Origin of the sequence: Bradyrhizobium sp. cir1, from assembly GCF_014198245.1 — a bacterium.
Classification (GTDB): domain Bacteria; phylum Pseudomonadota; class Alphaproteobacteria; order Rhizobiales; family Xanthobacteraceae; genus Bradyrhizobium.
This window is the reverse complement of the sequence record NZ_JACIHE010000002.1, coordinates 697,745-715,192: the sequence shown is the minus strand read 5'-3', so window position 1 is coordinate 715,192 and position 17,448 is coordinate 697,745. Positions and strand designations below refer to the sequence as shown.

15 protein-coding genes and 1 tRNA gene are annotated in these 17,448 nt (G+C 64.0%); 8 read left to right on the top strand and 8 right to left on the bottom strand.

Annotated features, from left to right (window positions below):
• Nucleotides 1-197 precede the first annotated feature (197 nt).
• Nucleotides 198-1,556 carry a hypothetical protein gene (locus tag GGD63_RS07905; RefSeq protein WP_183240539.1) on the top strand — a complete coding sequence of 453 codons (1,359 nt, stop codon included), beginning with the start codon at nt 198-200 and terminating at the stop codon, nt 1,554-1,556.
• A 103-nt stretch (nt 1,557-1,659) separates the two neighbouring features.
• On the opposite strand, the gene GGD63_RS07900 is transcribed toward GGD63_RS07905, so the two are convergent.
• A complete protein-coding gene (locus GGD63_RS07900) occupies nt 1,660-2,415 on the bottom strand; it encodes an alpha/beta fold hydrolase (protein WP_183240787.1) in 756 nt (251 codons plus the stop codon).
• Nucleotides 2,416-2,580: 165 nt separating this feature from the next.
• Complete coding sequence (locus GGD63_RS07895) at nt 2,581-3,717, bottom strand: hypothetical protein (RefSeq protein ID WP_183240538.1); 1,137 nt, start codon at nt 3,715-3,717, stop codon at nt 2,581-2,583.
• 307 nt (nt 3,718-4,024) lie between these two features.
• On the opposite strand from GGD63_RS07895, the gene GGD63_RS07890 reads away from it, so the two are divergent.
• Both GGD63_RS07890 and GGD63_RS07885 read left to right on the top strand, forming a co-directional pair.
• Nucleotides 4,025-4,270 (top strand): zinc-finger domain-containing protein, encoded by a 246-nt coding sequence (locus tag GGD63_RS07890; RefSeq protein WP_007602543.1) that lies wholly within the window; start codon nt 4,025-4,027, stop codon nt 4,268-4,270.
• Between the two features lie 19 nt (nt 4,271-4,289).
• The gene (locus GGD63_RS07885) at nt 4,290-5,492 is read left to right on the top strand and encodes an FAD-dependent monooxygenase (protein WP_183240536.1); all 1,203 of its coding nucleotides are present in this window, start codon (nt 4,290-4,292) and stop codon (nt 5,490-5,492) included.
• Between the two features lie 222 nt (nt 5,493-5,714).
• Here the strand turns inward: GGD63_RS07885 and GGD63_RS07880 are convergent, their stop codons facing one another.
• On the bottom strand, nt 5,715-6,143 hold the full coding sequence (locus tag GGD63_RS07880) for a twin-arginine translocation pathway signal (RefSeq protein WP_183240535.1): 429 nt from the start codon (nt 6,141-6,143) through the stop codon (nt 5,715-5,717).
• Between the two features lie 172 nt (nt 6,144-6,315).
• Between GGD63_RS07880 and GGD63_RS07875 the strand changes: the two genes are divergently transcribed.
• Nucleotides 6,316-6,404 (top strand) — tRNA-Leu (locus GGD63_RS07875).
• An 88-nt stretch (nt 6,405-6,492) separates the two neighbouring features.
• Nucleotides 6,493-8,289, top strand: a complete 1,797-nt coding sequence (locus GGD63_RS07870; protein WP_183240533.1) for a DUF4209 domain-containing protein — start codon at nt 6,493-6,495, stop codon at nt 8,287-8,289.
• Between the two features lie 136 nt (nt 8,290-8,425).
• On the opposite strand, the gene GGD63_RS07865 is transcribed toward GGD63_RS07870, so the two are convergent.
• Complete coding sequence (locus tag GGD63_RS07865; RefSeq protein WP_183240531.1) at nt 8,426-8,602, bottom strand: hypothetical protein; 177 nt, start codon at nt 8,600-8,602, stop codon at nt 8,426-8,428.
• Nucleotides 8,603-8,873: 271 nt separating this feature from the next.
• Nucleotides 8,874-9,833 (bottom strand): hypothetical protein, encoded by a 960-nt coding sequence (locus tag GGD63_RS07860; protein ID WP_246785382.1) that lies wholly within the window; start codon nt 9,831-9,833, stop codon nt 8,874-8,876.
• Between the two features lie 305 nt (nt 9,834-10,138).
• Between GGD63_RS07860 and GGD63_RS07855 the strand changes: the two genes are divergently transcribed.
• The gene (locus GGD63_RS07855; RefSeq protein ID WP_183240530.1) at nt 10,139-11,671 is read left to right on the top strand and encodes a hypothetical protein; all 1,533 of its coding nucleotides are present in this window, start codon (nt 10,139-10,141) and stop codon (nt 11,669-11,671) included.
• A gap of 2 nt (nt 11,672-11,673) precedes the next feature.
• On the opposite strand, the gene GGD63_RS07850 is transcribed toward GGD63_RS07855, so the two are convergent.
• The 3 genes from GGD63_RS07850 to GGD63_RS07840 form a co-directional block, all read right to left on the bottom strand.
• Nucleotides 11,674-12,966: a hypothetical protein gene (locus GGD63_RS07850; protein ID WP_183240528.1), complete on the bottom strand. Its 1,293-nt coding sequence runs from the start codon at nt 12,964-12,966 to the stop codon at nt 11,674-11,676.
• Nucleotides 12,963-14,240, bottom strand: a complete 1,278-nt coding sequence (locus GGD63_RS07845; RefSeq protein ID WP_183240526.1) for a hypothetical protein — start codon at nt 14,238-14,240, stop codon at nt 12,963-12,965. Before GGD63_RS07845 ends, GGD63_RS07850 begins: the two co-directional genes overlap by 4 nt.
• A gap of 210 nt (nt 14,241-14,450) precedes the next feature.
• Nucleotides 14,451-15,230, bottom strand: coding sequence for a crotonase/enoyl-CoA hydratase family protein (locus GGD63_RS07840; RefSeq protein WP_183240525.1), 780 nt, complete (start codon nt 15,228-15,230; stop codon nt 14,451-14,453).
• 88 nt (nt 15,231-15,318) lie between these two features.
• Here GGD63_RS07840 and GGD63_RS07835 point away from each other — a divergent pair, with 88 nt between their 5' ends.
• Nucleotides 15,319-15,903 carry a TetR/AcrR family transcriptional regulator gene (locus tag GGD63_RS07835; protein WP_183240523.1) on the top strand — a complete coding sequence of 195 codons (585 nt, stop codon included), beginning with the start codon at nt 15,319-15,321 and terminating at the stop codon, nt 15,901-15,903.
• Between the two features lie 199 nt (nt 15,904-16,102).
• Entirely contained in the window at nt 16,103-17,305 is a 1,203-nt protein-coding gene (locus tag GGD63_RS07830; RefSeq protein WP_409334045.1) for a multidrug effflux MFS transporter, read from the top strand.
• The last annotated feature ends 143 nt before the right edge of the window (nt 17,306-17,448 follow it).

Sequence of the window (17,448 nt, the reverse complement as noted above, 5' to 3'; positions counted from 1 at the left end):
GAGAGTGAACAGCACCTTGCCCCAGGAGAGCACGCCAACGCATTGAAATACAACAACTTATTTTGACGCCCCCAGGCGGCAAGGTCGGCTCAAAGTGGTCAGGCTTTTGCCAAATTCAAGTCAGGCAGCGTCAAACTATTGGTGAATTCTCTCCCAAGCCTTATTGCGGGCATGGTCCCGGCGACGACGGAGCGGAATTGACGACCACCACTGACCATTTGCGCGCGCGCGCCGCGAGCTCATCCTGGCTGCGGCTGGCCGCGATGGCCCTGCCCCTGCTGATGATCGCTCCGGCGTTCTGGAACGGCTATCCGCTGTTGCAATGGGATACCGGCGGCTATCTGGCGCGCTGGTACGAAGGCTATCTCGTCCCCAGCCGATCCACCGTGTTCGGCCTCTATCTGCACTACGGCGAAAGCTTCGGCTTCTGGGTCAACCTCGCGGTCCAGTCGCTGGCGGCGCTCTGGCTGTTGCAGCTCACCTTACGCGTGCTCGGCCTGATGCAGACATCCCGCTTCGTCGCGATCAGCCTGCTCCTGATCGTGTCGACGGCGCTGCCCTGGCTCGCCAGCATGCTGCTCACGGACATCTTCGCCGGGCTCTCGATCCTGTCGCTGTTCCTGCTGGTCATCGGCGGGAAACGGACCTCAACGCTCGAAAAGATCTCGCTGTTCGGCTTCACCGCCTTTGCCGCCGCGACCCACAGCGCCACGCTCGGCGTGCTGCTCGGCCTCTGCGTCGCCGGCTGGATGGCGCGACCGTTCCTGGGCCGCAGGCTTCCGGTCGCAGGACTGGCGCAGGCCAGCATGACCATCGTCGCCGGCGGCCTGACGCTGGTGTCCGCGAACCACGCGCTGTCGGGGAAATGGGCCTGGACGCCCGGCGGCTACGGCGTCGCCTTCGGCCGCATGATGCAGGACGGCATCGTCGCGCGCTTCCTCAACGACCATTGCCCGCGCGAAAACTTCAAGCTCTGCCCCTATCGCAACCAATTGCCGGCGACCGCCGACGAGTTCCTGTGGGGCAAGAGCATGTTCAACACGCTCGGCCGTTTCGAAGGCATGAACGATGAGATGAGCACCATCGTCGTGCAGTCGCTCGCCGACTATCCGGCCTGGCAGGCCGGCGCGGCCTTGCGGGCGATGGGCCAGCAATTGCTGCATGTGGCGACCGGTGAAGGCACCAGCGGCTGGATCCCGCACACCTATGGCATCATCGAGCGCTACATCCCCGCGCAGGTCGCGCCGATGCGCGCCGCGCGCCAGCAGCACTGGGCCGTCGATTTCGACTACGTCAACTGGCTCCATGTCCCCGTCGCGCTGGCCTCGATGCTGGCGCTGGTCGCGCTGCTCGGCCGCGCGCTCGCGAACCGCCGGCTCGACGAGCTGACGCTGCTGGCGGCGACCGTGACGCTGGCGCTGCTCGGCAACGCCTTCATCTGCGCCGCCATCTCCGGCCCGCACGACCGCTACGGCGCGCGGATGGCGTGGGTCGCGACCTTCGTGGTGTTGATGGCGCTCTTCCGCGCGTTCGGCGACGAGCCTAAAGCGCGATGAGGTTAGGATGAATCGTCATCGCGCTTTAGGTTGTTGTTTTAAGCATGATCTTTTCGGAAAACCGCTGCGCACTTTTCCGGATCATGCTCCTCGGGACAAAGCCTCAGCCGCGGCGTGAGAGGAAATCCAGCACGCCGGTCTTGTAGACCTTGTCGCCGACCGCGCGCATGTGGTCGCGATTGGGAATGTCGAGCACTTCCGAGCCGGGGATGATGGCGCCGAGCGCGCTGGCGGAGCCCGCGACGTCGTCGGTCGAGCCAACCGCGATCAGCACGGGTACGTCGATGCGTGCAGCCTCGTCCTTCGTCATGAGATCGCGCGTGCCGCGCAGGCACGCGGCGAGCGCCCGGTGGTCGGACCGGGTCTGATCGGCGAAGGCCCGAAACGTGCGCCCGACGGGATCGGCGACGTCGTCGAGCGAGGGCGCTTCCAGCGCCTTCGCCACGTTCTCGCCGGGGCCGGTGCCCTCGATCAGACCGCCGATGCCGATACCGCCGAGGATCGCCGAGCGCAGGCGCTGCGGCTCGTTGAGGCCGAGCCAGGCCGTCATCCGCCCGCCCATGGAATAGCCCATGATATCGGCCTGCGGGATGGCGAGATAATCCATCAGCGCCAGCACGTCGCCGGCCATGGTCGGAATCGAATATTGCGCCGGCTCGTAGAGCTTTGCGCTTTCGCCATGGCCGCGATTGTCGAGCGCGATGACACGGCGGCCGTTCTTGCGCAGCTCCGAAACCCAGGTCGGATAGACCCAGTTCACGTTCTTGCTCGAGGCAAAGCCGTGCACCAGGATGATCGGATCGCCCTCGCCTTCGTCGAGATAGGCAATTTCAACGGCGCCGTTGTGAAAGCTCGGCATCATCAGTTCCAGAGGTCTTGAGGGGGGACGATTGATCTTAGAGCATGATCCGGAAAAGTGTGCAGCGGTTTTTCCTCGCGACAAACGCGGAACGCGCTTGCGCGGAGATCATGCCCAAACAATAGCCCACAGTGCGACGACGAATGACCTCAATCTCGTCGCGCTTTAGGCCTTAAGGGCCGCATCGGCCAGAGCGGCTTCGGCTGCGATCTGCGCCCGCCGGAGCCGGCGCGCCCTCTTGCGATCGCACCAGGCCTGGGTCAGGCGCTCGGTGGTGGCCTTGATCGAGGACAACAGGCCGAACAATGTCATTGCCGCACCAAAAAGCCAGAGCGTCAGATCGAATGCGCCGCCGACGAGCAGCAGCGCGCCGCGGCCGAGCAGCTTCATGATCGCGCGGGTCTTGCTGCCTTGCGCTTCGGCCAGCCGCGCCGCGCGCGCGACGTCCTTGGGACCTTCGGCAATCCGCAGCGTGTCCATGGCACCGCGCGTGCCGGTCTTCTCAGCCACGCGCGTGACGTCCTTGCCGAGCCGGACCAGCGCACCGGCCTTCTCGGCACGGAACGCGGCCCTGATCGCGCTCACGGTTTCGCCCGGGCGGAACACGGAACCCCTGGCGACCGCGTTCTGAAGCACCGGGGTGTCGACGATCTCGCGCGCGGAACGGCCGGCCCATGCAGCTAACCCTTTGCCAAGCCGTCCTACCTTCCGCGCATCCTTCACCAGCGTCAGCCCGGCCCGCACCGGGGCGGCGCCGCCGACGGAGACGTAGGTTGCCGCCGTCACCGCGAGGCCCGCGGTCGCAAGGCCCAGCACCAGGCGGTCGGTCTCCTCGCCCATCGCCAGATGCTTGCCCTCGCGCACGACGTCCCTGACGTCGCCGATCACGAAGAGATCGCCCGCAACGGTTCCGGACAGGCTCGCGACGTCGTCGGCGTTGCCGGTGACGAGGCCGGTGGCGAAACGTTTCGCGAAATACGAGCTGGAATTCTCCGCCTTGACCGCATCGCTCACGCGATTGAGGAGGTCGTCCGGAAGCGCGATGTTGCGGTCACGCGCCAGCGCCACAAAACTGTCGGCGAGATCGGCGTCGCCTGATGCGAGCGCGGCCTCGATGTTGTCCTGGACCAGGTGGTCGTTCTGCCGCAGCAGCGCGTCGAGCCTGAGCTCGGAGAGCAGGTGCGGATCGTCCTGGGCGGCGAGGATCGCGCCGGCGTCGCGGGCATGCGGCGCTGCCTGCGCGAGCAGAAGGCTGCAAGCCGCAATACCGGTCAACGCTGTGCTGATTCGCAGCCATTTCATGCGGAAAAGCCCGGACTGTCCTTGATCATCGGCGCCTGATGATTCGACTTTTGCCTCAATTGCGCACGTCCCCAGACATAGTATGCCAAAATTGCGACACAACGTCCCCGACGAAAGAAGGGCTTCTCTCAGGCGGCAAGATTGTGTCGAATTTGCATGAGCAAATGAGCATGGGGCAATTGCGGAGCTTTCGGTTCCGCTGGACTAGCAATCATCTGCACCCGCCTTTATGGTCCGCGGCGCCTCAAAGATGCCGCGTCAGTTGTTGATTGTGTCTGCCGCCATTGCCACTCCAGGATGAACTACGATGTCCGACCATGTCGTCCCGCACTTCCATAACGATGCCGGTGTCCCCGTCATCGAGATCGGCTCGCAAGAGTTCATGTGCGTGGGCGCCAACCCTCCGTTCGATCATCCGCACGTCTTCCTCGACCTCGGCAACGACAACGAGATCATCTGCCCTTACTGCTCGACGCTGTACCGTTTCGCGGCCGACCTGAAGGCGGGCGAAGCCCGCCCGCCGGAATGCGTGCTGAAGGACAAGGTGGCCTGACCGCGTCCATCGGTCAGGGGTGGCGCTCTCCCGAACGATTGTCATCGCCGGTGCCGGCATCGGTGGACTGACGGCCGCGCTTGCGCTGGCCGGGCGCGGTTTCCGCATCGTCTTGCTGGAAAAGGCCGAGCGTCTCGAGGAAGTCGGCGCCGGCCTGCAGCTTTCCCCCAATGCCAGCCGCGTGCTGGTCGAGCTCGGCCTCACCGAGCGCCTCAAGCTGCGCGCCGTCGTCCCCGAGGCGGTCTCGATCATGAGCGCGCGGGCCGGTGGCGAGCTGTTGCGCATGCCGCTCGGCGAAGCCGCCTCCATGCGCGCCGGCGCCCCCTATTGGGTGGTGCACCGTGCCGACCTGCAGTCCGCGCTCGCCGGCGCAGTCGCCGATCATCCCGATATCGACCTGAAGTTAGGGGCAACCTTCGAAGACGTCGCGCCTCATGCCAAGGGACTGACCGTGGTCCATCGCAGCGGCACGATCCGCCGCAGCGACCTCGCCAGCGCCCTGATCGGCGCCGACGGCATCTGGTCGACGGTACGCCAGCATCTGTTTCCCGAGGTGCAGCCGCGCTTCTCCGAGTTGATCGCCTGGCGCGGCACGTTCGATGTGACGCAGCTGCCGAAGGACTACACCGCCCGGCGGGTGCAGCTGTGGATGGGCGCGAACGCTCATCTCGTCGCCTATCCGATCGCAGGCGGACGTCAGATCAACGTGGTCGCGGTGCTGCCGGGCACCTGGAACAGGCCTGGCTGGAGCACGCCCGGCGATCCGCGCGAGGTGATGGACGCGTTCGGCGCGCCGCGCTGGCCGCCGGCGGCGCGGATGATGCTCGCCGCGGTCGACAGCTGGCGGAAATGGGCGCTGTTCGGCGTGCCCGACGGCTGCCCCTGGAGCAAAGGCCCGGTCGCGCTGCTCGGCGACGCCGTGCATGCGATGCTGCCCTTCGCCGCGCAAGGCGCCGGCATGGCGATCGAGGATGCCGCCGTGCTCGCGCAGCACGTGAGCCTCGAGGCGGCCGAGAGCACCGCGGGCATCACCGCCGCGCTGAAGCAATATGGAGCTGCGCGCCAGGGCCGCGTGCGGCGGGTGCAGCGGACCGCACGGCAGCAGGGCCGCATCTATCATTTCAGCGGGCCGCTCGCGATCGCGCGCGATCTTGCGATCCGCGCGCTCGGCCCGGACCGCATGCTGGCGCGGCAGGACTGGATCTACGGCTGGCGGCCCTGAGGCTGGTGCAGTTATTGTTTGAGCATGATCTCCGCGCAAACGCGTTCCACGTTTGTCGCGAGGAAAAAACGCTTCGCACTTTGCGCTGGCGCGGCCCTTCGGGTCCGGATCATGCTCTAAAGCGCGATGAGATTTGGATGAATCGTCATCGCGCTTTAGGTTGTTGTTTGCGCATGATCTTTTCGGAAAACCGCTTCGCACTTTTCCGGATCATGCTCCGGCTCAGCGCGCGGCGCTGCCCGATCTCGTCGGGGCGGGCTTGATCACCGGCGGCTGCGGGGCGGAGGCCTGCGGTTTTGCATCGGGCGGCGTCTCCCGGCACCTGTTGCGACGCCAGGCGTCGTCAACGAGCTGCGCCTGCCCGCGCACCGCAACGTAGTCGTTGCGATAGGCGAGCTCGGACACGACGGCTCCGCCGGCGCCGGTCTCCGCCTTGTCCATCAGTCTCTGCAAATCGCTCGTGCGATTGGCGAGCGACTTGCGCTCGGCTTCGAGCTGCTTGCAATCGTACAATTCGTACCTGGCGGGATCGGCAAAGGCCGGCGCGACCGTCTCGCTGATGCCGGCGCAGCCGGCCAGGACCGCGCCGCCCGCGAGCAGCACAAGAAGCGCGCCGCAACAGCGCAGGGAAGCGGAAAGCGAAGCAGCCATGCCGGATGGATAGTCCCCGTGGATTGAGAATGCCTAAAGCAGCAACAGATGTCCGGATTGAGGCTTTGCCTTGTGCGCCCGGCTCGCTTAAGGAAGGACACCCGCCCGGCCGGCAAAACGCCAATTCCAGACGGCCGCAGGTGGACTTAAGTGTTTGATCTCGTTGGTTCAAGCGGGCATGGCGGAATTGGTAGACGCAAGGGACTTAAAATCCCTCGGCGCGCAAGCGCTGTGCCGGTTCGACCCCGGCTGCCCGCACCATTACAAGTAACGTTCTGACTTTTTCTGCAACCCGGACGATCGGGGTGCGCTAGTTTCTATTGCCGTTCCGAATCACGATCGGGTTTTCATGTCAAACGCATTGACCGTGCCGACCTCCTTGGAAGAAATCGTTCAGCGCTTCGATGTCACAACGGAGCCGTTTACTGAACACGATGTTGCAAGTGCGCTCAGGACGGCAAGCGGCGCTTTGAACGAACCTTCTGAAGCTGAAGGGCATGGCGCTTGGGCAGAGTACCTTGCTTTCGCTTTAGCGACTGGCCAACACCAAAACCCGTGGAATAGCTATTTCGGACCGATGGGTTCCGGCGTGGATGGTGCAGGCAATACGGTGTATTTCCCAGACATTGTAGGCACCTCCTCTGAAGCTATAACCCATTGGGCCAACCGTACGCGGACGCTCAAGCATCCTTTTCTAAGAGCGCGTTACGCCGATCTTGCCTGGGAGATGAGCGGTCCTATCGGAAAGCGCAAGCGCGATCCTGAAGATGCACGAATTGCGGTCGATTCCTACCTCGACGCGATACCGCGCATGGCCGAGGAACATGAACATTTTCAATTTGCAATTCGTGCGCTCGACCTCGCCGTACTGATCGGTGATGCGGAGCGCACGGAACGGGCCCGAAAAAAATTGATGGATGTCCATCGCGGGCTCATGAAATCCCACAGCCGCACGTGGTGGTACACGGTCGATCGGCTGCTCGACGACAAGAAAGCAGGCGTCACCGATGACGAACGAGCCGAGCTGGTCGCCGATTTGGAAAGCATCATCGCGATGCGGTCCAATAGCGGAGATCCCGCGAACTGCGACCCGCATGAGGCGCAGAGTGCCGCCGAGCGGCTAGTTCCGTACTACCGCCGCCTAAGCAAGCACGACGACGCCAGGCGACTTCACATGGCGGTCGCCGAAGCTTTCGAGCAGTTCGCCAGCAATGCCGATCCCATGCTTGCCGCCGCGCTTCTGCAAACGGCAACGGATGAATACCGGAATGCTGGCTCGAAAGAGGACCGCGACCGCACCCGCATATTGATGCAGAAACAAATCGGTGCGGCAGGCGAGAACCTTCAATCGTTCGAGCACAAGATCGAAATCACCAAGGACGACATGGAGAAGTTCTTGGACCTCGTTGTTGTTGACGACATTGGCGAGAGTTTTGTGCGCATCGCCCGTGAATTCATGCTGAAGCGCCCTCATTTGGAAGACCAGGTCCAAAAGACGCTGAAGGAAGCGCCGCTGATGGCGCATATCACGCAAATGATCTATGCGGACGACCGTGTCGCCGCGAAGATCGGGGGCGTAGACGAAGATTCGTTTGGTCGGCTTTTTCACCAAGCCAAGCTCGCGTTCCAGTTCGAACGGCCTTGGCTCGTGCAGGCCTTTCAGCGCTTGTTCGAAAAGCATGCGGTCGTGCCGCAGCATTTCGCGGGGTGGGCCAACCGCCATGGGCTCTTTGACGATATGAGCCTTTTGGTGGAGGGAACGAGCGCGTGGGCCCGAGAGGACCATGTGAAGGCCGCGCATGTTCTCGTCCCACAAGTCGAGCGCGCCTTGCGCAAGATCGCTGACGAGTTGGGCGTACCGGTTACCAAAGCGCACCCGACCGTTCCGGGAACAAGCGTCGCGATTGGCATGGGCGAAATCCTCTACCATCAAAAGGTAGCGGATGCGCTCGGCCGCGACGCCACCTTGCACTTTCAGGCGCTCTATGCCGATCCACGCGGCATGAACCTACGGAACGAGATCGCCCACGGCTTGATGGAGGGCGACCAGTTTCACTGGCACCTCGGCAACCTGATCGTTCATTCGATCTTGATGCTCGGCTTGTGGAAGGAATTCGGGCAAATCGGCAAGAAGCGTGAGGGTTAGTGATGCCGACGGCGCGAACGCGCGACGGCGGGCGGCGAAAGCCGTAGATGGTAAGAAAATCCCTCGGGAGCAATCCCGTGCCGATTCAAGTCCGGCTGCCCGCACCACCAACACACTGGATGACTGGCTGTGCCCTTCAAGCTTTCTTGGCAGTCCAGCCCATGGGAACACCCAATTTCTCGGTCGAGGCTGCGGCCTTTGGTGTGAACGTCACCTTAAGAAGCCGCTCAGGAGCGATGAGTTCGCTTGAAAGATTGCGGAGAAAGGGGGTGCGCCGCGTCTGGGTATATTGAACGGCGTCATCCTCCTCCATTCCTCCTCGATACGCATCACGTCCCGACCACCAACGTAGATACCTGTCACGGTCGGCATTCCTTCGCTATCTACCGCTGTAGCGACCGTAACCGCCAATTCGTGGCTCTTTCCTGGGACCGCATAAAATCCCTCGCCACGCAAGCGCTGTGCCGGTTCGACCCCGGCTGCCCGCACCACGAGAGCTGACGGGGCGAGGATGGCGGATGGTGCCGTCGGCAATCGCATCGCTTCGTCCTGGTGCGCCGGCGTTATTTCGAGTCCCGGCGTGCTCAGACGGCGACATTCCGCTCGCCCCTCAGCTCCCTGAAGACCTTCGTCACGGGCAGGTGAAACGGCAAATCCGTGTTCGTGTGGTGCCAGCAGAACGGACACGTCTTCTCGATCGAGATTCCGAGCGTCGAGTTGAGCGCGCCGAAGCCGTCGATCGTGCCCATCACGTCGATGATCTTCCTGTATCGCGGCGGCATCGCGACTGCCGCGGACACCGTGACGATCCAGAACTTGTCGGCGGGAATAGTCTCTTCGACCGCCGGGGTTTCCTTCAGCTCGTACAGCGCTTCCGAGATCACGAGGTTGCCCTTGGAGTGCCCGGTCACCAGCGAGAAGCTGAAGCGGCCATCGCTCAGCAAAGCCATGACCGTCCTTGTATCCAGGCTGATGCGGCCGAGTTCGAGCGGTGACGTCGGCGGGCTTAGAGTTTCGGGACGGTTGAGCGCCCGGCTCATGTCGTCGAGCTCCTCGAACTGATGGCGCAGGCGGTTGAGGGTGCCGAACCAGAACCAGCCGCCGAGCGCCTCGGTCAGGAGATCGGCAAGCCCGTAGCCCGACACCACGGCAGCGACCGCGACGCCAAACGCATCCGCGACGTTTCGCGCGAAGGCCGCCGCCCCCAGCGCCGAGCTGCCGACGCCGGCCACCGCGAGGATGCGGACATTCGCGCCGCCGGCATTGGCGAAGTCTTCCACGGTGTTGCAGAGCTTGAGCGTTCCGGCGCCGGATGGCGGGACGATGAGGATGGCGCCCTCGCGCGCCAGCCAGGGAGCCGTTTCGCGGGCCTCCTCATGGGTCACCTTGCCGATGTCGTAGAAGATTGCGTCGAGAACCGCATTCCTGCGGCGAAATGACTCCAGGGCGGCCTCGCGCAACGGCGTCCGGGATTCGAAGATCTCCTCAAAACTATTACGGCCAAGCTGGGCCGTCGCGAGCGAGCGTTGCGTCGAGAGCATCATAGGTCTCCGCAGCCAGACGAGCGAAGACTGCGTAGCAAGAATCCTGCCACCTCAGGTGGTATTATCGCGCCGTTCTGGGGGACGTGCGCTTGCCACCGCATCCGGAAGCAGGTCCGTGCCCACGCGCGGCGCAAACCATTGATTTACCAACCCGCCCTTCGCCTTGCGGAACCCGCCGGATACAACCAGCCTTTACTCGACCTTAGATCGTCTTCCCCTAAAGCAAACGAGGTCTGCCGCCGTCGCCGCAGACTTCTGGGGAAACGCTAAGGCCTGCACCGCCGGCTTCGATGGTGAGAGCTCTCATGGACGCGCGCGAGAATTGGTCCCGGTCCGGGATTGGCGGGGCGCCCACGGCGTTCGGACGCTTCCTGCACGGGCGCGAGATCTACCTCGTTCTGATCGCGTTCCTGTCGGTGTTCTACATTTCGAACGGACCGGTGCAGCTCAGCCACTATGACCTCGGCTGGCATATCGCCGCGGGAGACCTGATCAGGGAGCGTGGCGAGATCCCGTTTCAGGATCCGTGGGCGTTCACGCTCGGAGACAAGCGATGGTATAACCTGTCGTGGCTCTGGGACGTGATTGCCAGCGTGCTTTATCAGCACGCGGGGCTTGCCGGGATCGTCCTGCTGGTCGTCGCCTGCGGCGCGGTCATCGTCGGATATCTCACCTCATGCGGCTTGCGCAGCGGCGCGTCGGTCCCGGCGGTTTGTATCACCGTCTTCGCCGCATGCCTGCTCTACCCCTGCTACGAGGCGGCGCCCAACACGTATCTGGCGGCATCGCCGAATATCGCGACCATGCTGTTCGCGGTGATCTTCTACGGGGAATGCCTGCAGCGGCGCAGATGGTTCCTGTTGCCGGTGATGATGATCCTGTGGGTCAATCTGCACGGCGGCTTCATGCTCGCCTTTCCGATCATCGGCGTCTTCGCCGGCGTCGCTTTGCTTCGCCGGGATTGGACGAATTTCAGGAATTATTGCCTCGCGGGCATCGGGTGTTTCGCCGCGATCTTCGTCAATCCGCTGGGCTGGCACATCTATGACGGCGTGATGGCGACGCTCGGCCATTTCATCCAGGCCAATATCGGCGAGTGGCGTCCCTACTTCCACAATATGGAGCTGCCCGGAAGCATTCCCGCCATCGCTTATGCGTTGACGTTCATTGCGCTCGAGCTGCGCTACCGAAACTCAAAGCCCATTCCGGTGGAGCCGCGCCTCTTGGCATGGCTGTTCCTGGTTCTGGGCCTCTACCAGTTCAGGTACATCGCATTCTTCTTCATCTTCTCGGCGGTGCCGATGGCGCTGCACGTCGACCGGCTGCTGCCCGAGCGCCTGTCGAGGCTCGACATCCGCCGCGCGATGCTGGCGGCCGGGATCGTCGGCGTCTTCGTGCTGCCGCTCAGCTTCCTTCAGGTGCGACCGTCGCTGGCGCTGCCGGAGATGCTCTCGGATGAGGATGCCGCCTATCTGCTCGCGCATTCCACGCATTCGCGCCTGCTGAACCACTGGAATTCCGGCGGGCTCCTGATCTTCCGCACCCACGGCTCGGTGCCGATGTTCGTGGACGGCCGTGCCGCGACCGCCTATCCGGACGAGCTGCTGCGCGACTATCTCAAGCTGGTACGCTGGGACATCGACGAGGCCGCCTGGGACTCGGTGATCAGGAAATACAGGATCGATGCGGTGCTCTGGGTCAGAGGGCATGAACAGCTCCGGCAGTTCCTCGTCGGCCAGAGAGGCTGGAGAGAGGACTACACCGGCGCCTATATGAGCCTCTACACTGCGCCGCCGGCCTCCTCGCCCGAGGGGCCGAACGCGGCCGCGTCAAAATAGGATCACGTCCTCTGCGGTTCGTGCGCAAGCAGGATCCAGAAACAGATCAGCGCCAGCGTGAGCTGGCCGTAGCCGCCCATGAACGCGGTGACCGAGGCTGACGCCAGGATCGGAATGGCGACCGCAACCGACAACGCGGCGACCATCACCACCGCAGGCAGGTCGACGACGAGAACGGCCGCATAGAGCGCCACCTGGAAGAAGGTGTACTCCTTCGGTCTGGGCGTGCAGAGATAGAGCGCGTACATCGCGAGCACGGTGATGCGCATCGCCGCGCCTGGATGATCGACCAGCCAGTCGTCCAGCGCCTGGAGCAGCGAGGCCTTGCCGGCGCGGCCCTGCCGCTTGACCATACGCCACACCGAGACCGCGAACGGCGCGAGCACGAGCGTGATCGCGATGAGCCCGTAGAGGCCGATGACGAACAGCTTGCTGCCCGCAAGTCCAATTTGGCCAGCAAGTGTCGAGGCAAGCAGCAGCAGCGACGGATTGACCTCGCTTGCGGGCGAATGCTGTCCGGGGATCTGGCCGGTGATCGCGCTGAGCCAGCTCCGGGACAGATCCGGGTAGAACGCCAGCGAAATCAGAATCGGCAGGGCGAACATGCCCGCCGCCACAGCAATCAGAAGGAGCTTGCGACGTCGTGGCTGTGGCAGGAAATAGAGCGCGGCGAGGATCGGCAGGAACACCAGCTTGAACGCGGTGACGAGGCCGAGCACGGCCGCACCGGCGAGCTCAGGCACGAGGCTCACCTCGCCCCGCTCGTCGGACTGCACGGGACGCAACAGCAATGCGAGCGAGGCCGCCGTCAGCAGCCCGCTCAAGATCTCGAAATTACCGGTCGCAACGACCCAATCGAAACCGAGGAAACCACCGAGCACGATGACGCCCCGCAGCACGGCGTCCTGCCAGCGCCGTTTGGTCGTGCCGAGACCATGCAGCAGCAGCGCGCAGATCACCGCAAGGACAAGATAGATCGGCTTGTAATGGGCGACGAGAAGACCGCCGGTGCAGAGTGGCCGAAAGGCATCGAGCGTGACCGGAAGATACGGGTAAGAGAGTTTCGTGTCCTTCAGGTTCTTGACGAAATAGGGATCGAGCCCCTGCAGGTGAGCGTCCACCGCAGCACAATTGATCCGCACGTCCCAGCCGAAGGTATTTTCCTCGGCGAGGTCGACGGTGACGGACATGGCGACAAGCGCCGCCGCGAGCAGGATCAACCAGGTCAGCCAGCGGCTCGCTGGCGCGTTCGCGGTCAAGGATTCGGCATCTGCGGACGAGGCGAGGCTCGTCATGAACGCAGGTCCTGCGCCTCAAGTCGCATCGGCTCCGCGCGAAAATCGAGCAGCAGGATCCACAAGCATGCCAGCGCGACAATGAGGAGGATAAAGCCGCCCTCGACCGTGTGCCCCGTGATCGAGACCAGGCCGGGAGCGAGGAAGCCAACGGTGAGCATGGCCGCGAGTGCCAGGGCCGGAAGATCGGCGATGAGAACCGCGGCATAGACCGCGAGCTCGAAGAAGGCATATTCCTTGAGACGCGGCGAGCTGACATAGAGCGCAAACATCGCGAGCACGGTGACGCGCGCGGCCACGCGCGGATGGTCGATCAGCCAGCGATCCAGCCGCACCAGAAGCGATTCCCCTGCCCGCACCGGCTCGCTGCCGACCGCGCGCAGGACGGACAAGACGAACGGCACCAGCACGAGCGCGAGTGCTGCGAGCGCATAGGTCGCAAACATCGCCGGCTTGCTGTCGCCGAGCCCGACCTGGTCCAAGAGGCCGCGCGCCAGCAGCAGCAGCGACGGATTGGTTTCCATGAGCTCGACGGCATGCTGATCGGGGATCTGCTTCGTCATCACACCCAGCCAGCTCGCGAACAGGTCGGCGTAGAACACCCTCGAAATCAGGATCGGCAATGCGAAGCCGAACGCGGCCACCGCGATCAGCACCAGCTTGCGCGCGCGCGGCAGCGGCAGGAAATAGAGCGCGGCGATCACGGGACAGAACACCAGCTTGAACGAGGTCACGAGGCCGAGCAGCGCGGCGCCGCCGACGCGCAAGGCAAAGCCGCGGTCCCATGCGCCAGATGCCGGCGGAAGCAGGAGCCTCAGCGCGACCGCGGTCAGCACGCCGCCCAAAATCGCGAAATTCCCGGACGCCCAGACCCATTCGAAGCCGATGAACGCGCCGAACGCACAGAGCAGCCTGAGAGCAATGTCGCGCGGGCTGGTTCGCATCCGGCCAAGACCCGGCAAGAGCAGGCCGCAGAGCACGGCAAGCACGAGATAGACGCCCATGTGGTGAGCAACGAGGACGCCGCCCGCGCACACCGGGCGAAACACGTCGAGCGTCACAGGCAGATAGGGGTAGGAGAACCTGGTGCCCTTCAAATTCCTGACGAAATAGGGATCGAGCCCGTCGGCATAGGCATCGACCGCGGCGCAATTGACGCGAACGTCCCAGCCGTAATTCAGGGGAAGCGTGGCGTCGCTGACGAGATTGCCGAGCACCAGCAGCGCGGTCAGCCCGATCAGCCAGGCAAGCCAGGTGTTTCGCCTTTCGGTCATGTCGACCGAGGGGCCCAACCATCGTGCAACGTCGGACACTGCGAGATACCTTGTCTTGCCGGGTTCCTCAGGGACGCCTGCGGCGCGCCGTCAGGCCACAATGGACAGGATGAGTTGCGGATTCATCTCCCCGGTGCGGCGTTCGCGATCTTATGGTGAATGATCGGTTTCCGGCGCGCGGCCGGGATGCGAGCGGAACTCCTCGCCTGCCTATCGCAACGCGCGGGCGGCCAGCCAGGCATCGAGCGCTTCGCGCGTATCCTGTGTTGCCGCCATGCGCGCGAACTGCTCTCCCTCGATGGCAAGGCCTTCGGAGATGGAGACGTTGAGGCCGCGCGTGGCGGCGGTGATGACCCGGGCGACGGCCAGCTGCGAATGCCTGATGATGCGACCCGCCAGCGTGAAGGCGGCGTCCATGAGCTGCTCGTGCGGCACGATGCGGTTGACCAATCCCATCTCGAGCGCTCGCTGTGGTGAAAAGGAATCTCCCGTCAGCAGGTATTCCAGCGCCCGCTTCCGGCCCGCGAGCCGCGGCAGGCGCTGGGTGCCGCCAAACGTCGGCGTGATGCCGATTGCAATCTCGGGCTTGGCGAAGCTTGCCCGCTCGCTCGCGACGGCAAGATGCACGGCTTCCGTGATCTCGCAGCCGCCGCCGAAGGCGATGCCGTTGACTGCGGCGATGACCGGCTTCGGAAACGCCTCGAGGCGCGCCGTCATCGCCTGGCCGCGCCGCACGAACGCCTTCACCGCGGCGTCAGGCCCAGCTTTCACGCTCTCGGAGAATTCGGCGATGTCGGCGCCGGCCGAGAACGCCCGCTCGCCCGCCCCGGTCAGGACGACGGCACGAATATTGGCATCGTCCTCGACGCGGTCGAGGATCGTCATCAGGCGATCGATGAGCGCGTAGCTCAGCGCGTTGAGCTTGTTCGGGCGATTGAACGTCAGCAGCGCGACGGCGCCGCGCGTTTCCGAGAGGACGAGATCAGACAAGTGCAGGCTCCTTCCAGGTCGAACAGGCGCGGAAGTCAGCCACAGCGGCTTCATTGTGTATACTCACTAGGCGGTATACATTGGATCGATGTCGAAACAGGGTGACAGCACGCGGGAGCAGATCGTCGTTGCTGCGACACGCCTGTTCTATGGTGAAGGCATCAGGGCGGTGAGCATGGATGCCGTCGCCGAGAAGGCCGGCGTGACCAAGAAGACGCTCTATTATCATTTCACCAGCAAGGACGAACTCATCGCCGAAACCATCGCAGCCCGGGACCAGCCGACACTGGAGCTTTACATGCGCTGGTTCGCGGAGACCGACGGCAGTGTGGCCGACAAGGTCCGCGGCCTCTTCACCAAGCTTGGCCACTCCGTGAACACGCCGCGCTGGCGCGGCTGCGGATTTCTCCGCACGATTGCCGAGCTCGCAAACACCCCGGCACATCCTGCGGTCAAGGCCGGCGCGGCGCACAAGAAACGCTTCGAAGCCTGGCTCGCAACGGAATTGAGCGAGCACGGCGTTGCCGGTGCGACGGCGCTCGCGCGCCAGATCGTGATCCTGCTCGACGGCGCCACGACCGTGATGCTGATCCATCGCGATCTCGACTATGTCGAGACCGCGGGGCAATTGGCGCTCGGCCTGGTCGAATCAGCTCAGGACCGCCGGGCTTAATGCGTCTTTAACCCTCGACGCCGCCGCGGAGTGACGGGCTACCTCACCAACTCGTGTCCGCCGCCGTCCCGCCTGACAGCCATCCCGAAACATGGGTTGTGCGCCGCAGCATGGACGTTAGAAGAAGCCCTGAATTTCAGAGGTGAGCTTCTTGTCCGACGTCAATGCCGACGGTTGGGTGTCCTCGGGACACCGGCCCATGGGTTTTCCCGAATTCGTCATCGTGATCGCGTCCATCATGGCGCTCAATCCGCTTGCGATGGACATGATGCTGCCGGCGCTGCCCAATATCGGGGCGGCTTTCGAAATTCCCGTCGCCAATCATCTCCAGCTGGTGCTGTCGACCTTCCTGATCGGCTTCGGCGCGGGCCAGTTCGTCATGGGCCCGTTGTCGGACCGCTTCGGCCGTCGCCCGGTGCTACTCGGCGGCATGGCGGTCTACGCGGTCGCGAGCGTGCTGGCGGTCGCCGCGCCCTCGTTCGAGACGCTGCTGCTGGCGCGCGCGCTGCAGGGCCTCGGCACCTCGGCAACGCGCGTGATCGCGACCTCGATCGTGCGCGACTGCTATGTCGGCCGCCGCATGGCGAGCGTGATGTCGCTCGCGATGATGGTGTTCATCGCGGTGCCGGTGATCGCGCCGTCATTCGGACAGGCCGTGCTGCTGGTGACGGCCTGGCGCGGCATCTTCTTCGTGCTGATGCTCTACGGCCTGCTCGCGCTCGCATGGTGCGTGCTGCGGCTGCCCGAAACCCTTCCCGAATCGGAACGCAGGTCGCTCGCGCCGGCCGACGTGCTCTCGGCCTTCCGCCAGACCGTGACCAACCGCCAGACCATCGGCTATGCGACGGCTGCCGGCAGCGTCATCGGCGCACTGTTTGCCTATGTGTTCTGCGCCCAGCAGGTCTTCACCGGCATCTATCATCTCGGCCATTACTTCCCGCTCGCCTTCGCGGCGATTGCGGCCGGCACCGCCATCGCAGGCTTCCTCAACGCGAGGCTGGTCGGACGGCTTGGCATGCGCGTGATCTCGCACGGCGCGCTGACGCTCTACACCGTTGTGGCAGGCGTGATGCTGCTGACCGAGCTCCTCGGTGTGCTGCCGCTCGCTTTGTTCATGGCGCTTTCGGCGCTGATGATGTTCTCGTTCGGCATGATGGTCGCCAACTTCACCGCGCTCGCCATGGAGCCGCAGGGCCACATCGCCGGCACCGCTTCGTCGCTCTACGGCTCGATCACGACCCTGATCGGCATCGTGGTCGGCATGGCGATCGGCCAGAGCTTCGACGGCACGCTGCTGCCGTTCTCGGTCGGCTTCTTCCTGTCGACACTGGCTGCGCTCGCAATCGTGCTGGTGGTGGAGAAGGGACGGCTGTTCAAGCCGCATCATCGTCCCGTCAGTTAAGGAACTTCCCCGTCGCCTCCATGTTGTCCTGCAGCAATCGAGAGGATGGCGAGATGGAACCAAAGAAGAAGCCGGATCAGCCCGCGTGGGAAGTGAAGCAACCCGCCCCACAGCAAGGGCATTCCGAGGAACGGCAAGACACA